This window comes from Streptomyces justiciae (assembly GCF_015163075.1).
Classification (GTDB): domain Bacteria; phylum Actinomycetota; class Actinomycetes; order Streptomycetales; family Streptomycetaceae; genus Streptomyces; species Streptomyces justiciae.
Genome location: NZ_JADDXU010000005.1, coordinates 183,113 through 199,645, shown reverse-complemented (window position 1 = coordinate 199,645; position 16,533 = coordinate 183,113). Strand labels below are relative to the sequence as shown.

The 16,533-nt window shown below is 70.0% G+C and carries 16 protein-coding genes and 2 tRNA genes; 10 read left to right on the top strand and 8 right to left on the bottom strand.

The annotated features are described in order from the left end of the window. Positions 1 to 10 precede the first annotated feature (10 nt). The 3 genes from aroA (at position 11) to IQ210_RS16215 (ending at position 2,758) form a co-directional block, all read left to right on the top strand. Positions 11 to 1,327, top strand: a complete 1,317-nt coding sequence (gene aroA / locus IQ210_RS16225) for a 3-phosphoshikimate 1-carboxyvinyltransferase (protein ID WP_194079724.1) — start codon at positions 11 to 13, stop codon at positions 1,325 to 1,327. Between the two features lie 11 nt (positions 1,328 to 1,338). Next, on the top strand, positions 1,339 to 2,349 hold the full coding sequence (gene rsgA / locus IQ210_RS16220) for a ribosome small subunit-dependent GTPase A (RefSeq protein ID WP_194079723.1): 1,011 nt from the start codon (positions 1,339 to 1,341) through the stop codon (positions 2,347 to 2,349). An 85-nt stretch (positions 2,350 to 2,434) separates the two neighbouring features. After that, positions 2,435 to 2,758, top strand: coding sequence for a DMT family transporter (locus IQ210_RS16215; protein WP_126274259.1), 324 nt, complete (start codon positions 2,435 to 2,437; stop codon positions 2,756 to 2,758). On the opposite strand, the gene IQ210_RS16210 is transcribed toward IQ210_RS16215, so the two are convergent. Then, positions 2,755 to 3,366, bottom strand: a complete 612-nt coding sequence (locus IQ210_RS16210) for a TetR/AcrR family transcriptional regulator (protein WP_228047852.1) — start codon at positions 3,364 to 3,366, stop codon at positions 2,755 to 2,757. The two genes, IQ210_RS16215 and IQ210_RS16210, sit on opposite strands and share 4 nt — an antisense overlap. Positions 3,367 to 3,531: 165 nt before the next feature. Between IQ210_RS16210 and hisN the strand changes: the two genes are divergently transcribed. The 6 genes from hisN to IQ210_RS16180 all read left to right on the top strand — a co-directional run bounded on the left by hisN (position 3,532) and on the right by IQ210_RS16180 (position 8,313). Beyond that, complete coding sequence (gene hisN / locus IQ210_RS16205; RefSeq protein WP_194079721.1) at positions 3,532 to 4,332, top strand: histidinol-phosphatase; 801 nt, start codon at positions 3,532 to 3,534, stop codon at positions 4,330 to 4,332. Positions 4,333 to 4,504: 172 nt separating this feature from the next. Further along, positions 4,505 to 4,903, top strand: coding sequence for a CBS domain-containing protein (locus IQ210_RS16200; RefSeq protein ID WP_194079720.1), 399 nt, complete (start codon positions 4,505 to 4,507; stop codon positions 4,901 to 4,903). 70 nt (positions 4,904 to 4,973) lie between these two features. Further along, a complete protein-coding gene (locus tag IQ210_RS16195; protein ID WP_059192444.1) occupies positions 4,974 to 5,390 on the top strand; it encodes a Fur family transcriptional regulator in 417 nt (138 codons plus the stop codon). Between the two features lie 129 nt (positions 5,391 to 5,519). Next, positions 5,520 to 6,323, top strand: coding sequence for an ABC transporter ATP-binding protein (locus IQ210_RS16190; RefSeq protein WP_194079719.1), 804 nt, complete (start codon positions 5,520 to 5,522; stop codon positions 6,321 to 6,323). After that, positions 6,320 to 7,180 carry an ABC transporter permease gene (locus IQ210_RS16185; RefSeq protein ID WP_194079718.1) on the top strand — a complete coding sequence of 287 codons (861 nt, stop codon included), beginning with the start codon at positions 6,320 to 6,322 and terminating at the stop codon, positions 7,178 to 7,180. Before IQ210_RS16190 ends, IQ210_RS16185 begins: the two co-directional genes overlap by 4 nt. Beyond that, positions 7,177 to 8,313: an ABC transporter substrate-binding protein gene (locus IQ210_RS16180; RefSeq protein WP_194079717.1), complete on the top strand. Its 1,137-nt coding sequence runs from the start codon at positions 7,177 to 7,179 to the stop codon at positions 8,311 to 8,313. Before IQ210_RS16185 ends, IQ210_RS16180 begins: the two co-directional genes overlap by 4 nt. Positions 8,314 to 8,361: 48 nt before the next feature. On the opposite strand, the gene IQ210_RS16175 is transcribed toward IQ210_RS16180, so the two are convergent. From IQ210_RS16175 to IQ210_RS16160, 4 genes are all read right to left on the bottom strand, one after another. Continuing rightward, positions 8,362 to 8,435 (bottom strand) — tRNA-Met (locus tag IQ210_RS16175). A 218-nt stretch (positions 8,436 to 8,653) separates the two neighbouring features. Further along, entirely contained in the window at positions 8,654 to 10,468 is a 1,815-nt protein-coding gene (locus IQ210_RS16170) for a TPR domain-containing protein (protein ID WP_194079716.1), read from the bottom strand. 218 nt (positions 10,469 to 10,686) lie between these two features. Beyond that, positions 10,687 to 10,760, bottom strand: a tRNA-Met gene (locus tag IQ210_RS16165). An 88-nt stretch (positions 10,761 to 10,848) separates the two neighbouring features. Continuing rightward, positions 10,849 to 13,803, bottom strand: a complete 2,955-nt coding sequence (locus IQ210_RS16160; RefSeq protein WP_194079997.1) for a UPF0182 family membrane protein — start codon at positions 13,801 to 13,803, stop codon at positions 10,849 to 10,851. Positions 13,804 to 13,966: 163 nt separating this feature from the next. On the opposite strand from IQ210_RS16160, the gene IQ210_RS16155 reads away from it, so the two are divergent. Further along, a complete protein-coding gene (locus IQ210_RS16155) occupies positions 13,967 to 14,509 on the top strand; it encodes a PPA1309 family protein (protein WP_194079715.1) in 543 nt (180 codons plus the stop codon). A gap of 76 nt (positions 14,510 to 14,585) precedes the next feature. Here the strand turns inward: IQ210_RS16155 and IQ210_RS16150 are convergent, their stop codons facing one another. The 3 genes from IQ210_RS16150 to IQ210_RS16140 all read right to left on the bottom strand — a co-directional run bounded on the left by IQ210_RS16150 (position 14,586) and on the right by IQ210_RS16140 (position 16,467). Further along, complete coding sequence (locus tag IQ210_RS16150; RefSeq protein ID WP_194079714.1) at positions 14,586 to 15,683, bottom strand: YlbL family protein; 1,098 nt, start codon at positions 15,681 to 15,683, stop codon at positions 14,586 to 14,588. Between the two features lie 36 nt (positions 15,684 to 15,719). Next, complete coding sequence (locus IQ210_RS16145; RefSeq protein WP_194080034.1) at positions 15,720 to 15,932, bottom strand: hypothetical protein; 213 nt, start codon at positions 15,930 to 15,932, stop codon at positions 15,720 to 15,722. Between the two features lie 73 nt (positions 15,933 to 16,005). Beyond that, positions 16,006 to 16,467 (bottom strand): molybdenum cofactor biosynthesis protein MoaE, encoded by a 462-nt coding sequence (locus tag IQ210_RS16140; RefSeq protein ID WP_194079713.1) that lies wholly within the window; start codon positions 16,465 to 16,467, stop codon positions 16,006 to 16,008. Positions 16,468 to 16,533 lie beyond the last annotated feature (66 nt).

Genomic DNA, 16,533 nt, shown 5'->3' with positions numbered 1-16,533 from the left:
AGTGGACCCCATGGCTTTGAACCCCGCAGAAACCGCCCTCTGGCCCGCCCCCCACGCGCGCGGAGCCGTCGACGCAACGGTCCACGTCCCGGGGTCGAAGTCCGTCACCAACCGCGCCCTGGTCCTCGCGGCCCTCGCCTCAGAGCCCGGCTGGCTCCGCCGCCCCCTCCGCTCCCGCGACACCCTCCTCATGGCAGCCGCCCTCCGCGAGATGGGCGTGGGCATCGAGGAGGGCGTGGGCCCCGACGGCACCGGAGAGACCTGGCGCGTCCTGCCGGCAGGCCTCCGCGGCCCGGCCACCGTGAACGTCGGCAACGCCGGCACCGTCATGCGCTTCCTGCCTCCCGTCGCCGCCCTCGCCGACGGCCCCGTCCGTTTCGACGGTGACCCGCGGTCGTACGAGCGCCCCCTGAACGGCGTCATCGACGCCCTCCGCGTCCTCGGCGCCCGTATCGACGACGACGGCCGTGGCGCGCTGCCGTTGACGGTCCACGGCGGAGGCGCGCTGGACGGCGGCCCGGTGGAGATCGACGCGTCGAGCTCGTCCCAGTTCGTGAGCGCGCTGCTGCTCTCCGGCCCCCGCTTCAACCAGGGCGTCGAGGTCCGCCACGTCGGTGCCAGCCTCCCCTCCCTCCCCCACATCCGGATGACCGTCGACATGCTGCGCGCGGTCGGCGCCCAGGTGGACACCCCGGAGTCGGGCGGCGAGCCGAACGTCTGGCGGGTGACGCCGGGCGCGCTGCTCGGCCGGGACCTGACCATCGAGCCGGACCTCTCCAACGCCCAGCCGTTCCTGGCGGCGGCCCTGGTGACCGGCGGCAAGGTCGTGATCCCGGACTGGCCGGCCCGCACCACGCAGCCCGGTGACAGGCTGCGGGAGATCTTCACCGAGATGGGCGGTTCCTGCGAACTCACCGAGTACGGGCTGGTGTTCACCGGTTCGGGTGCGATCCACGGCATCGACGTCGACCTGAGCGAGGTCGGCGAGCTGACCCCGGGCATCGCGGCGGTCGCCGCCCTCGCTGACTCCCCCTCGACCCTGCGCGGCGTCGCGCATCTGCGGCTGCACGAGACGGACCGGCTGGCCGCGCTCACCAAGGAGATCAACGAACTCGGCGGTGACGTCACCGAGACCGCCGACGGCCTCCACATCCGCCCGCGCACCCTGCACGGCGGCACCTTCCACACCTACGAGGACCACCGCATGGCGACGGCCGGAGCGATCATCGGCCTCGCGGTCGAGGGCGTCCAGATCGAGAACGTGGCGACGACGGCCAAGACGCTGCCGGACTTCCCCGAGCTGTGGACCGGGATGCTCGGGGCTTAGGGACCACCGCCATGCGCCGCTACGGCAAGCACACCGACGAGGACGACATCCGCTCCCGCCCCAATCGCAAGGGCAACCGGCCGCGTACGAACATCCGCCCGAAGCACGAGGACGCGTCCGAGGGCATGGTCCTCACCGTCGACCGGGGCCGGCTGACCTGTCTGGTCGAGGACCGGATCGTGATGGCGATGAAGGCCCGCGAACTGGGCCGCAAGGCCGCGATCGTCGGTGACCGGGTCGCCATCGTCGGTGATCTCTCCGGTCAGAAGGACACCTTGGCCCGGATCGTCCGCATCGAGCCGCGCACCTCGGTCCTGCGCCGCACGGCGGACGACGACGACCCGTACGAGCGGGTGGTCGTCGCCAACGCCGACCAGCTCGCCATCGTCACCGCCCTCGCCGACCCCGAGCCCCGCCCGCGCCTCATCGACCGCTGCCTGGTCGCGGCGTACGACGGCGGCCTGGAACCGCTCCTGGTCCTGACGAAGTCGGACCTCGCCCCGCCGGACAAGCTCCTGGAGCTGTACGGCGATCTCGACATTCCCTACGTCGTCACCAGCCGCGAGGAGTTGGAGAACGGCGACGCGGCGGACCGGGTGCGCGAGCAGCTCGACGGCAAGATCACCGCGTTCGTCGGCCACTCCGGCGTCGGCAAGACGACCCTGGTGAACGCGCTGGTCCCGGTGGAGCGGCGACGACTGACCGGTCATGTGAACGCCGTGACCGGCCGAGGCAGGCACACGACGACGTCGGCACTGGCCCTGCCCCTGGCGGGGGACGACGGCTGGGTGATCGACACCCCGGGCGTACGGTCGTTCGGCCTGCACCACGTCGATCCGTCCCGGGTGATCCACGCGTTCCCGGACCTGGAACCGGGAACCGAGGGCTGCCCGCGCGCGTGCAGTCATGACGAGCCGGACTGCGCGCTCGACCAGTGGGTGGCGGACGGCCACGCGGACCCCGCCCGCCTCTACTCACTGCGCCGGCTGCTGGCCACGCGGGAGCGGAAGGAAGGCGACTGACCTCCGCGTTGTTTGTGGGCCCGCGAGTCCGGTAAGTGCATAATCGCACCGAGCCGGACCGGCCGGACATACGGGAGGACAGCACATGGCGTGGCTGCTGGTGGTGGTGGCCGGGTTGCTCGAGACCGGATTCGCCGTGTGTCTGAAGCTCTCCCACGGCTTCACCCGGCTCTGGCCCACGGTCGCGTTCTGCATCTTCGCCCTCGGCAGCTTCGGTCTGCTGACCCTGTCCCTGAAGAAGCTCGACGTGGGCCCGGCGTACGCGGTGTGGACGGGCATCGGCGCGGCGGGCACCGCCATCTACGGCATGATCTTCCTCGGTGACCTGGTCTCGACCTTGAAGCTCGTCTCGATCAGCTTCGTCATCGTCGGCGTGATCGGCCTCCAGCTGTCGGGCTCGGCGCACTAGACCACCGGCTGCCGGTGCAGCGCGGCGCGCACCAGGTCGGTGACGCCACCCTCCCCCGGCGGTGCCGACACGCAGGAGATGGCGAGCCGTACGGCGAGTTCGCAGGAGCGGGCCAGTTCGGCGGTGTCCGGCTTGGCGGCGCCGGGTCCGCCCAGCACCGCCACGGCGCGGTCACGCACCAGCGCCACGAAGTCGCCGGGTGAGGGCAGCGGGCCGTCGGCCCGGCGCTGTGCCGGTACCGCGGATGAGGACGGGACCGCGGTCAGCGTCGGCGTGGGCAGCCGCTCGCTCCAGCAGCCGGTGAGCATGGCCCGTACGAGCGCGTTCTCGCGGGCGGTGGCGGCCGTCCACTCGGCGGTGGCGGTCAGCCGCTCACGGGGGTCGGTGTGGGTGGCGAGGGCGCGTTCGACGCCGGCGAGATACCCGTCGGCCTCCCTTCTCACGAGCGCGCGAGCCAGCCCGTCCTTGCTCCCGAACTCGTTGTACAGCGTCTGCCGGGACACTCCGGCCGCCGCGGCGACGTCCACCATCCGCACGGCGGACCACGGCCGGCGCGCCAGCGCCGTGTACGCGGCGTCCAGCAGAGATTCCCTCGCTGCAGGCATCATCGCCTCCTAGGGGAGCGGCTCTGCGCCCAGATTTGACGCGCGTGGGGGCACTGTCAAGGGTTCGCGGACGCGCCGGGGGGCGCGCACACGGTCACCTGCCTACCCGGCTGTCCACACTCCGGCCCCTGTAGCCCCGTACCACCCCCGGCAGATACCGTTCGTCGCATGCCGGACTACCTCGACGACCTCCGCTTCGCCCATGTCCTCGCCGACGCGGCCGACGCAGCCACCATGGACCGCTTCAAGGCCCTCGACCTCAAGGTCGAGACGAAGCCGGACATGACCCCGGTGAGCGAAGCGGACAAGGCCGCGGAGGACTTGATCCGCACCCAGCTCCAGCGCGCCCGCCCGCGCGACGCGATCCTGGGCGAGGAGTACGGCGTCCAGGGCACCGGCCCCCGCCGCTGGGTCGTCGACCCGATCGACGGCACCAAGAACTACGTCCGCGGCGTCCCCGTATGGGCCACCCTGATCTCCCTGATGGAGGCGGGCGAAGGCGGCTTCCAGCCCGTCGTCGGCGTGGTCTCCGCGCCCGCACTCGGCCGCCGCTGGTGGGCCGCGAAGGGTTACGGCGCCTTCACCGGCCGCAGCCTCTCCTCGGCCTCCCGGCTGCGCGTCTCCCAGGTCGGCAAGCTGTCCGACGCCTCCTTCGCGTACTCCTCGCTGAGCGGCTGGGAGGAGCAGGGCCGGCTGAACGGCTTCCTGGACCTGACCCGCGAGGTGTGGCGCACGCGCGCGTACGGCGACTTCTGGCCCTACATGCTGGTCGCCGAGGGCGCCGTCGACATCTGCGCCGAGCCCGAGCTGTCCCTGTGGGACATGGCCGCCAACGCGATCATCGTCACCGAGGCGGGCGGCAGCTTCACCGGCCTGGACGGCCGCCCGGGCCCGCACAGCGGCAACGCGGCCGCGTCGAACGGGCTCCTCCACGACGAGTTGCTGGGATATCTCAACCAGCGGTACTGATCGCCGGCGCCCTCCCCAGCGAAAAGCGCAGATGAGCGCGTGCGCCCTCAATTGGCCGCACGCGCCCCCTTGTTGACCCGCGCTTTACCTGCGACTCTGAGAGGACCCTCATTTGTGAACTTGTGAACCACTGAACAAACCCGGTGGTTCCTCAGGAGGTGACTCCGCACCCATGCTCGTCCGCGACGCCATGAGCACAGTCGTCCTCACCATCGGCCCCACCCACACCCTGCGCCAGGCAGCCGCCCTGATGTCCGCCCGCCGCGTCGGCGCGGCCGTGGTCCTCGACCCCGACGGCACCGGCATCGGCATCCTCACCGAACGCGACGTCCTCAACGCCGTGGGCCTGGGCCAGAACCCGGACACCGAGCCCACCCACGCCCACACCACCACCGACGTCGTCTTCGCGGCGCCGTCCTGGACCCTGGAGGAGGCGGCGCGGGCGATGGCCCACGGCGGCTTCCGCCACCTCATCGTCCTGGACCGGGGCGAGCCCATCGGCATCGTCTCGGTGCGCGACATCATCCGCTGCTGGGCACCGGTACGACAGCAGATGACCCTCTCCCACTGAGCGCCAGATTAGACAAGGTCTAAAATCACACCCATTCGCGACCTGGTCCCCTTCTGTTAGGCTGGCGCGTATGAGTGACCTTCTGGAACGGCTGCGCGGACGTGGATGGCGGATGACCGCGCAGCGGCGCGTCGTGGCCGAGGTCCTCGACGGCGAACACGTCCACCTGACGGCCGACGAGGTCCACTCCCGGGCCGTCGCCAAGCTGCCCGAGATCTCCCGGGCCACCGTCTACAACACGCTGGGCGAGCTGGTCTCGCTCGGCGAGGTCCTCGAGGTCGCCACCGACAAGCGCGCCAAGCGCTACGACCCCAACGCGCACCGTCCACACCACCACCTGGTCTGCGCCCAGTGCGGCGCGATCAAGGACGTCCACCCCAGCGGCAACCCGCTGGCCGACCTCCCCGACTCCGAGCGCTTCGGCTTCAAGGTCTCGGACGTCGAGGTGACGTACCGCGGCATCTGCCCCAACTGCGCGGCGGCGTAAGCAAGCCCGCACAAAGCCCCGGCGCCCTCTGTGGCACCGGGGCTTTGTGCTGCCTACAGGCTTCCTGAATCTGACGGACCGTCATATCGTCGTGCGACACCCCCACTCCGCGCCACACAAGGAGCACCCGTGGGAGATCCGCACCCAGAACCCGCCGCCGAGAACCGGCACTCACCGCATCCGAAGCTCCACGCCACCGCCCTCACCCGCACCTTCGGCCGCCCGCCGCGCACGGTCGACGCCCTCGGCCCGCTGGACCTCACCGTCGCCCCCGGCGAGTTCGTCTGCCTGGTCGGCCCCTCGGGCTGCGGCAAGTCGACGCTGCTGCGCATCGCCGCGGGCCTGCTGCGCCCGAGCACGGGCACCCTGGAGATCCGCACGTCCACGGCCCGCCCGGCCGCCATGATCTTCCAGGACTACGGCATCTACGACTGGAAGACGGTCCGCGCCAACGTCCGCTTCGGCCTCGACATCCAACGCGTCCCCCGCCGGGAGGCGAACGCCCGCGCCGACTCCTGGCTGGCCCGCCTGGGCCTGGCCGACTTCGCCGACGCCTACCCGGCCACCCTGTCGGGCGGCATGCGGCAGCGCGTGGCGATCGCCAGGGCGCTGGCCGTGGAACCCGAACTCCTGCTGATGGACGAGCCGTTCGCGGCGCTCGACGCCCAACTCCGCGTGATCCTCCAGGACGAGCTGCTGGAACTCACCCAAGCCCTGCGCACGACCACCCTGTTCATCACGCACAGCCTGGAGGAGGCGATCGTCCTCGGCGACCGGGTCCTGGTGATGTCCGCCCGCCCGGGCCGCGTCATCGCCGAGCACCGCCCGCCGTTCCCCCGCCCCCGCACCGGCGACATCCGCGACAGCCCCGCATTCACGTCCCTGAAGAGCGAGTTGTGGGACCTGCTGCGCAAGGAGGCGGTACCGGCATGACGACGCTCGCCCCCGACCGTGAGTCGGTACTCGTCCGCGCCCCGGGCCCGCGGGAACTCCACCCCGTACGAACCCACCGCCGCCGAAGGGCCGTTGAACTGTCCCTCGCGGCGGCCGTCCCCCTGCTCCTGATCCTCCTCTGGCAACTGGCCGCCACCCAGTCCTGGATCGACGCCCGCGTCTACCCGGCCCCGTCCACGATCTTCGCCGACGGCTGGGACCGGGCAGCGGCGGGCGACCTGTGGCCGGATGTCTGGGCCACTCTGAAACGCGTCCTCGCCGGCTACGCACTGGGCACCGCGGCCGGCTATCTGCTGGGCCTCCTGATGGGCTCACTCTCCCTGATCCGGGCGGCCCTCGAACCCCTCCTGGACGCCCTGTACGTGGTCCCGAAACTCGCTCTGCTGCCGATCTTCCTGAACATGTTCGGCCTCGGCGAGGGCCCGCAGGTCGCCCTGGTGGCGACGACCGTCTTCTTCTTCGTCTGGATCTCGACGATGTCCGCGGTCATGGCGATCCCCTCCGGCCACCGCGACGCCGGCCAGGTCTTCGGCGCCTCCCCCTGGCAGATGTTCCGCCACGTCCTGCTCCCCGCCTCCCTCCCGGCCGTCCTGGTGGGCGCGCGGATCGCGGCGGGCGTGGCGGTCCTGGTGATCGTCGCCTCGGAGCAGATCGCGGCGACGAACGGCCTGGGCCATCTGATCTTCGACTCACGGGCGCTGTTCCAGAACGACGTGATGTTCGTGGGCATCGTGTGCGTGGCCGTGCTCGGTGTCGTCTTCTCCGAACTGGTGCGGGCGGTGGGCCGGTTGCTCACACCGTGGGCACCGCGGGACCGCGGACGGGGGCAGTCATGAGGAAACGTACGTGTACGGCGGTGGTGGCGGCGCTCCTCATGGCGTCGGCCTGCGGAGGATCGCCGTACGACTCGGACACGAAGCCGAAGACCAACGCGGGCAACCGCACGATCGGCCCGGTCGAGGGCTGCGGTGACACGGCGTGGACGGACCCCGCCGACCTCTCCCCGACCCGGGAACCGGCCCGCTGCCAGCAGGGCGCGCCGCCCGCACAGCCTCTCGCCGAGCCGCGCAAGGTGACCATCGCGACGGGCACGCTGAGCGCGGAGTACGTGGCGCCGCTGCAAGTGGCCCTCGAAAAGGGCGAGTTCAAGAAGGAGGGCCTGGACGTCACCCTCAAGGTCCTCCCCACGCCGGACGCGCTCCCCCTCCTCGCCAAGGGCGACATCGACGCGGTCTGGGCGGCGCCCGAGGCGGCCGTGATGAACGGCATCCGCGGCGGCTTCGACATCAAATGGGTCGCGGGGAACTTCTCACCCGACCCGGAGTCCAAGAGCGGCCTGTGGGTGCGCCTCAAGGACGGTGAGACCGCGGACAGCGTGTCGATGGCCGACCGCAAGCTGGGCACGATGATCGGCAAGGGCTCCGTCATCGCGTACCCCATGGAGAAGGCCCTGGAGCGGCACGGCGGCGCCCTCGACGAGATCACCTACCAGCAGCTCGGCTCCGCCGACGTCCTCACCGCCCTCCAGAACGGCGGCGTCGACTCCGCCTGGCTCCTCGACCCGGTGTGGCGTAAGGTCGACGACAAGCCGGACTACGCGTTCCTGGGCGGCCAGCCCGCCGGTGAGCCGCTGGGCGGCATGCTGTACGGCCGCAGCCTGCTCCAGGACGACGTGGACGCGGGGGTGGCGGTGCTGCGGGCGTACATCCGCACGGTGAACTCGTACTTCGCCACGGACTACAAACACGACGAGGCGTTCGTCACATACCTGGCGAAGCTCCTGAAGACGGACCGCAAGATCCTGGAGTCCACCCCACCCCTGCGCATGGACTGGGAGATCCGCAAGGGCACGACGGACCGCCTCCAGGCCGCGTACAAGGCCCAGGGCGTGATGGAGGGCGAAGCGCTACCGGAGTCGAGGACGGTGGACCGGTCCCTGTACGAGGAAGCGGTGGGCCACACTCCGTGAAAACACCTAGGGCCGGAACCCTTTCGGATTCCGGCCCTAGGCCTTCAGTAGCGGGGACAGGATTTGAACCTGCGACCTCTGGGTTATGAGCCCAGCGAGCTACCGAGCTGCTCCACCCCGCGTCGGTGAAATGAACACTACGTCAACGGCGAGGAGAGAGGCAAATCGGTTATCGACCGCCAGCGGTCCTTCCGCCGGCGGCGCCCACCCAGCAGCGGCCGTCAGCTGCCGTAGCTGCGGGCAGTCGTGCCGCTGGGGCGGCACGGGTGGGCGCAGCGGCACCCCGCCAGCGCGGGCAAGCGAAACGCCTCCGACAGCAACCCCCACCCAGCCGCACCCGTCACGCCGACAGCTCCTCCCGCAACGCGTCCCGCAATCTCGCCGCCCGCTCCGAAACCTCCCCCGGCCCCAACGACACGGCCCGATCAGCCCACCGCTGCCCCTCCGCCAGCTCCCCCCGACGCGCGTAGACCAGGGCCAACCGCAACGCCGCCCGCCCATGCCCCGCATCAGCGGCCCGCGTCCACCACACGGCAGCCTCCGGCTCACTCCCCTCCCGAGCCAACAGCAGCCCCAGATTGAACGCCCCGTTCCGCGACCCCGCCTCCGCCGCCTCCCGGTACCACCGAGCCGCCTCCACGACATCGCCCCGAGCCGCCGCGAGCATCCCCACCCGCACCTGCGCCCGCCGATGCCCCTGAGAGGCCGCCCGCTCGTACCACTCCTCGCACTCGCTCTTGGTCAGGTGCACGGACTCCCCCAGCTCGTGCGCCGGCGCGGGCGGCCGCCGCGCGTCGAGCACGGTCGCCAGCCGGTACGCCGCCTCCGCGCTGCCCCCGCCTGCCGCGCACCGCAGATGCCGTTCCGCCTCCGGCTCGTCCCCGTCCCGCAGCCGCGCGATCCCGACCTGGAGCGCGGCCTCGGTGTGCCCGGCGGCGGCGGCCCGCTCGTACCAGCGCAGCGCGACGGCGTCCTCGCCCCGCCCGGCGAAGAGGATGCCCAGGTTGAACGCGGCGTCCACGCTCCCGGCCTCGGCCGCCTTGGAGAACCACGGCTCGGCTCCGGTCGCGTCGCCGACCTGGAGCAGCAGGATCGCCAGCGCGTTCGCCGCCTCGCGGTGCCCGGCGTACGCGGCCCGCCGGTACCACTGCTCGGCCTGCGCGGTCCGCCCCTGCTCGGCGCAGAGCAGCCCGAGGTTGTACGCGCCGTTCACGTCCCCGGCGTCCATCGCGGCCCGGTACCAGCGCTCGGCGGTCTGTGTCTCGCCCCGCTCGGCGTGCAGCGCGCCCAGCGCGTTGGCGGCGTTGCCGTCGCCGTCCTGCGCGGCCCGCAGCCACCACACGGCGGCGCTCTCGGTGTCCCCAGCGTCGCGCAGCAGGAACCCGAGCGCGCAGGCGGCCCGGGCCTCGCCGTCCTTGGCGGAGGTCAGGTACCAGCGCCCGGCCTCCTTGAGCTCGCCGCGCTTCTCGAGGATCGCGCCGAGGTACAGCGCGGCCCGCTGGTGTCCGCGCGCGGCGGCCTGCCGGTACCACTGCTCGGCCTCCGCGGCCTGCGCGACACCGTTGTCAGCCCCGTCGTCCCCCTCGTCCGCCACCTGTCGGTCGAGAGCGCGCGCGAGCCGGTACGCCGCCTCGCGGTGCCCCCGCTCGGCCGCGGCCCGCATCCAGTGGCCGGCCCCGGCGTCCCCGCGGTGCTCCAGCAGGTCGGCGAGCGCGTACGCGCCCAGCGCGTGGCCCTGTTCGGCGGACTGCTGGAGCCAGTACTCGGCGGCGGGTTCGTCGCCCCGCTCGCGGTGGTGGCGGCCGAGCGCGTGCGCGGCCGCGGCGGAGCCGGCGACGGCGGCGATCCGCCACCAGCCGGCCGCTTCGTCGGCGTAACCGCGCTGGTGGAGAAGGACACCCAGGTTGTTGGCGGCGGCGCGGTCGCCGGCGGCGGTGGCGGCACGCAGTTGGGGTTCGGCTCCGTCGAGATCACCGCGGCGCAGCAGCATGGCCCCGAGGACGCTCATCGCCTCGACGTCGCCGGCTTCGGCGGCGAGCCGCTGACGTACTTCCTCGGCAGCCTCTTCGGCGCCCTCCACCGCCCCGTCACGGTCGGAGGGCTGCACAAATCGCCCTGTCTCGTACAGAGTTGCCTTGTCCCCCATAACATCCATCGTCGCACCACCTGCAACCTGGGTACACCTGGTATACCGCAGCCAGTGAGGTCACTTCAGCGTTTTGTCGACATGCCCACAGAGAGACAAGTCAAACACAGTTCCCCCAACTCCCCACGGCGGCACGTCCATCACTCCCTCCGGCACACGCGTTCGTAGACCGTTCGCACATCACGAAGGCCCGGATCCTTGATCAGGATCCGGGCCTTCGTCTTCAGTAGCGGGGACAGGATTTGAACCTGCGACCTCTGGGTTATGAGCCCAGCGAGCTACCGAGCTGCTCCACCCCGCGCCGTTGTGCGGCAACCGTACCACGGCGCGGGGGCGGTCATTCGATCAGCTGTTGATCAGCCGTCGACGGACCGTTGTCCAGCGGTTGTTCAGCCGCTGGGACTGCTGCTCGGACTCGGACTGGAGCTCGGCTTGGAACTCGGACCGGAGCTCGGACTCGCGCTGGGCTTCGGGGTCGTCTTGTCCGCCTTGGACTGCGCGTCCTCGGCCCGCTGGAGCGCGTCCTCCAGATCCTTCTGCGCCACGCCGTACGCCTCCCAGTCGCCCTTCTTCAGGGCTTCCTGGCCGTCCTCGAAGGCCTTCTGGGCGTCGTCCAGGGCCTGTTGGACCGTCGGGTTGTCGGAGGTGGGCGGATTCGTGGTGCCCCCGCCCTCGTCCTCCGGTGGCGTGGTGGTCTGGCCCTCCGCTCCGAAGACCTTGTTGAGCGCCTCGTCGAGGGTGTCCTCGAAGGCGGTGTTGCCTCCGTAGGTCACCAACACCTTGCGCAGCAGCGGGTACTTCAGTCCACCACCGCGTACGTAGACCGGCTCCACGTAGAGCAGTCCTCCGTCGAGCGGCACCGTCAGCAGGTTGCCGTACTCCACCTTGGAATCGCCTCTGTTGAGGAGGCTGATGGTCTCGGCGATGTTCTGTTCGGAGTTGAACTGGGCCTGCACCTGTTTGGGACCGCTGACGGTGGTGTTCGTCGGCAGTTTCAGGATTCTGATCTTGCCGTAGTCGCTGGTGCCCGCCTCGGCGTCGACCGCCATGAACGCACTGAGCTGGTCCCGGCCGTTGGGCGTGAACGTCGTCGTGAGCGAGAACGCCTGTGCCTTCTGGTCCGGCATCTTCATGCTCAGGTAGTACGGCGGCACCGCGTCGCCCGAGGTGTTGGTCGGGTCGTCCGGCACCTGCCACACCTCGGAGCCGGACAGGAACGTCGTCGCGTCCTTCACGTGGTACCGGCTGAGCAGCTCGCGCTGGACCTTGAACAGGTCCTGCGGGTAACGCAGATGGGCCATGAGCGACTGCGAGATCTCGCTCTTGTCCTTCACCGTGCCCGGGAACGCCTTCATCCAGGTCTTCAGGACCGGGTCCTTGGTGTCCCACTGATAGAGCTTGACCTGGCCGGTGTACGCGTCGACGGTCGCCTTCACCGAGTTGCGGATGTAGTTGACCTGGTTCTGCTGGGCCACCACCGCGCGCGAGTTGTTCGTCGCGGTCAGCGAGTCGGCCGTGGTGTCACCGAGGGTCGTACGCGAGGAGTACGGGTAGCCGTTCGTCGTCGTGTACGCGTCGACGATCCACTGGATCCTGCCGTCGACGACCGCCGGGTAGGCGTCGCCGTCGATGGTCAGCCAGGGGGCGACCGCCTCGACGCGCTCCTTCGGCGTGCGGTTGTACAGAATCCGCGAGCCCTCGCCGATCGCGCCGGAGTAGAGGATCTGCGGCTCGCTGAACGCCACCGCGTACGCGGCCCGGTTGATCGGGTTGGAGAGGTTGACCCCGCTCTTGCCGGTGTAGGTGAAGGTCTTCTCACCGCTGTCGTCGGAGTAGTCGATCTCCTTCTGGGGACCGCCGACGATCGAGTACTCGGTCGTCTTCTCGCCGTAGTAGATCCGCTGCTCGTACGTCCCGAGGTCACCCTCGGAGGGCAGGTCGGACTCGGTGAAGACCGGGCGGCCCTCGGAGTCGGCGTCGGTGCCCTTGGCGGCGACCACGCCGTAGCCGTGGGTGTAGCGGAAGTGGTCGTTGATCCAGTTGTTCTTCGGAATGCCGTTGAGGTTCAGCTCACGCAGACCGATGACCGTGTCCTGGTCCTTGCCGTCCTTGCTGTAGCGGTCGACGTCCAGGTTGGTCGGGAACGCGTAGTAGTTTCGGATCTGCTGGAGCTGCTGGAACGTCGGGGAGACGACGTTCGGGTCGACGACACGGATGCTGGCCGCGTCGGCGACGTCGTCGCGCAGCTTGGTCTTGTCCTGCGTCTTCGACGTGCCCTCGTACTCGTTGACCTGGGCGTCGTCGATGCCGTAGGCCTCACGGGTCGCCTTGAGGTTCTTCGTGACGTACGGCGCTTCCTTGGCCTGCTCGTTCGGCTGGACCTGGAACTTCTGGACGATCGCCGGGTACAGGCCGCCGATGAGGATCGCGGAGAGCACCATCAGGCCGAAGCCGATGACCGGCAGCTGCCAGGTGCGCCGCCACAGGGTGGCGAAGAACAGCAGGGCGCAGATGACGGCGATGCAGAACAGGATCGTCTTGGCCGGCAGATAGGCGTTGGCGTCGACGTACCTCAGGCCGGTCCAGTTGTCGGTCGCCTTGAAGTCGCTGGACTTCACCGCCAGGCCGTACCGGTCCAGCCAGTAGGCCACCGCCTTCAGGGCGACGAAGATGCCGAGCAGCACCGACAGATGCCCGGTCGCGGCGGCCGTGGCACGCGCGCCCGGGGAGGTGATCCTCAGCCCGCCGTACAGGTAGTGGGTCAGCGCGGCGGCGATCACGGACAGGATCGCGGCGGCGAAGCCGAAGCCGAGCAGGAACCGGTACCAGGGCAGGTCGAAGGTGTAGAAGGAGATGTCGAGCTTGAACTGCGGGTCCTTCTCGTGGAAGGAGACGCCGTTGACCCACATCAGCCAGGTCCGCCACTGGCTGGACGCCGAGGCGCCGGCGATGAGGCCGACCAGGGCCGTGATCCCGAGCAGCAGCCACTTCTTGTACGGCGCGATGCCCATGCGGTAGCGGTCGAGGTTCTGCTGCTCCATCGACATGGCGCTCAGCGGCGGCCGCAGCCGGTGCGCCAGCCAGATGTTGAACCCGACCGCCAGGGCCATGAGCAGACCGAAGACGAAGAACAGCCCGATCTTGGTCCACAGGGTGGTCGTGAACACGGACGAGTAGTTCACCGACCGATACCAGAGCCAGTCGGTCCAGAACCCGGCGAACATGGTGAACGCCATGCCGAGTACGGCAAGGACGCCCAGCGTCATGAGCAGGGTCCGGACACGCCGGGACGGGCGGCCCACTCTCATCCGCGGCCCCGTGGGGCCTCCGCCGCGGTCCGGCATCTGGAAAGCCAAGGTGCGCACCTCGAAGTTCGCTGTTGGTCCGTCAGGCCCGCGTGTTCACGGGCCGTCCGTGGGCCACGTGATCGTAGGCCCTCACCTATGCAACTTACTCACGCTTTACTCGGTTCCCGATTCCGGCCATGAACGAGGCAGGATTGTGACCATGTCCAACACTCCTATGGCAGCGAGCCCCCTGACCCGGGCCGTACTCGAGATCGACGAGTACGTCTCCGGCCTCGGCTGGGACCAGCCCGCTCGCCTCTTCGCCCTCGTAGACACCGCGCGACTGCGAGCCCAGGAACCTGCCCTCGCGGCCCAGCTCGGCCTGGAGGACGAGCAGGAGTCCTCCGGTCTCACCCCGATCGAGCAGGAGGAGATCCCGGCGGGCAAGCCGCTCGACGAGTTCCTCGGCACCATCGCCTGGCCCGACGCGGTGGCCGGCTGCGCCCTGACGGTGGAGCGCCTCATGCTGCCCCCGTCCGCCGAGGCACAGGTCCCCGAGGGCCTGAGCGACAAGAAGCTCGCCCAGTGGGTCGCCAAGCACCCCGACCGCCAGGAGGTCCGGATGACGGTCGCGGTCCTGCGCGACGGCACCCGCGACTCGGCCCTGCGCCTGCGCGAGAAGGACTCCCCGACGGAGGTCCTCACGGGCGGCGCCCTGGTCCCGGGCCTGGCGGAGGCACTGTCGGCGACGTTCGAGGACTGAGGTCCTTCGGTACGACGACGAGGGCGCCCCCGCGGTGGGGGCGCCCTCGTTCACGTACGCGCGTGTGCCGGTGCCGTCAGCCCTTGGTGGTGCACTTGGGAAGGTCGGCGGTGTCTCCGGACCGGATGTCCTTCAGCGCGCCGAGGGCGTCCTCGATGGTGTTCACCTTCACCAGGGTGAGCCCGCTGGGGGTGTCCTTGGCGGCGGAGGCGCAGTTCTCGGCGGGCGTCAGGAAGTACTGCGCGCCCTTGTCGCGGGCGCCGACGGTCTTCATCTCGATGCCACCGATGGGGCCGACCTTGCCGTCGTCGTCGATGGTCCCGGTGCCGGCCACGAACTTGCCGCCGGTGAGGCTGCCCGGGGTGAGCTTGTCGTAGATGCCGAGGGAGAACATCAGACCGGCGCTCGGGCCGCCGACGTCGGCGAGCTTGATGTCGATGGTGAACGGGAAGGTGTGGTCGGTCCCGGCGGTGATGCCGACGATGGCGCGCTTCTCGAGCTCGTCGTCGGACTCCTTGGTCGTGATGGTCACGTCCTGGGTCTCCGTCGCCGTCTTGTTCTCCTTCTCCGCGGCGGCCTGCTCCTTGGCGGGCACGATCGTGAAGGTGACCTTCTCGCCGGGCTTGTGCTTGGTGACCAGCTCGGCGACGTCGGTGGGCTCCTTGACGGCGGTTCCGTCGACGGCCTTGATGACGTCACCGGCGTGCAGGACGCCCTCGGACGGGGAGTCCTTGGCGACCGTGGAGACGATCACGAACGACTTCACCGGGATGTCCAGCTCCTTCAGGGCGGCGACCTTGGCGCTCTCCTGGGACTGGCTGAACTCCTCGGCGTTCTCCTGGGTGGACTGCTCCTCGGTCTTGCCGTCCGGGTAGAGGGTGTCGTGCGGCACGACCTTGTTGTCGTGCGCCAGCCAGCCGTAGACGGCCTCGACGAGGTTCATCTTGTAGTCGGCGCTGGTGACCCGGACGGTGGTCATGTTGAGGTGCCCGCTCGTGGCGTACGTCTTGCGCCCGGAGATCTGCAGCACCGGCTCGCCGTCGTGCTCGCCCAGGGTGTTCACCGTCGGCCCCGGGGACATCTCCGAGTAGGGAACGGGGATGAAGACTCCCGCGCAGAGAAGCGCGATCAGCATCAGGGTGGAGGCGAGCATCGTCGCGGTGCGGCGTGGCATGGAACGACAGTACGGGACGCCCCTGTCAGCGTCCCGTCAGGGCTGCTTCTCCATGGCCCTGCGGAACCGGGCGTACCCGTCCAGCTCGGGCCCGTCGCTGCGCACCTTCCGGGTGCGGTTGGCCCAGCTTCCCCACAGACCGGCACCGATCGCAGCCACAAGCGGAATCAGCAACCAGGCGAGCGCCGCCATGCCGACCTCCCAACCCCAGATGAGCGACCGCAACTGACTGATCAGCAGATTAACCATCCGCACTGACAACGCTCACGTGCGGGGGGCGGTTACGCAACTGGAGGGAGTGGCAGGTGGGATGAGCGAGGGCTCAGCAGGCGCCGACCCATTCCTCGGTGCCGTCGGAGAACTTCTGGTGCTTCCAGATGGGCACTTCGTGCTTGAGGTCGTCGATCAGCTTCCGACAGGCCTCGAAGGCCTCACCCCGGTGCGGACAGGAGACCGCGACGACGACGGCGAGGTCCCCGACGGACAGATCCCCGATCCGGTGCACCGCTGCCAGTGCCCGCACCGGATACTCCGCGACGACCTTCTCCGCGATCCGCCGCATCTCGGCCTCGGCGCTGGGGTGGCACGAGTACCCGAGCTGATCGACGTCCGCTCCCCCGTCGTGATTGCGCACGGTCCCCACGAACAGCGCGGTACCGCCGGCGGCCTCGTCCCCGACGGCCTTGAAGACCTCGTCCAGAGAGAGGGACGTCTCACGAATGGCGATGAGCTTGATCGGCTCCTCGCCGGCCTGCTCACCGGGATGGTCGTAGGTGGTTCCCATGACCCCATCGTGCCTCACGGGCGGGAACAGGGGGAATAGCGCTATCGCCCGGCACGCGCGTGTACG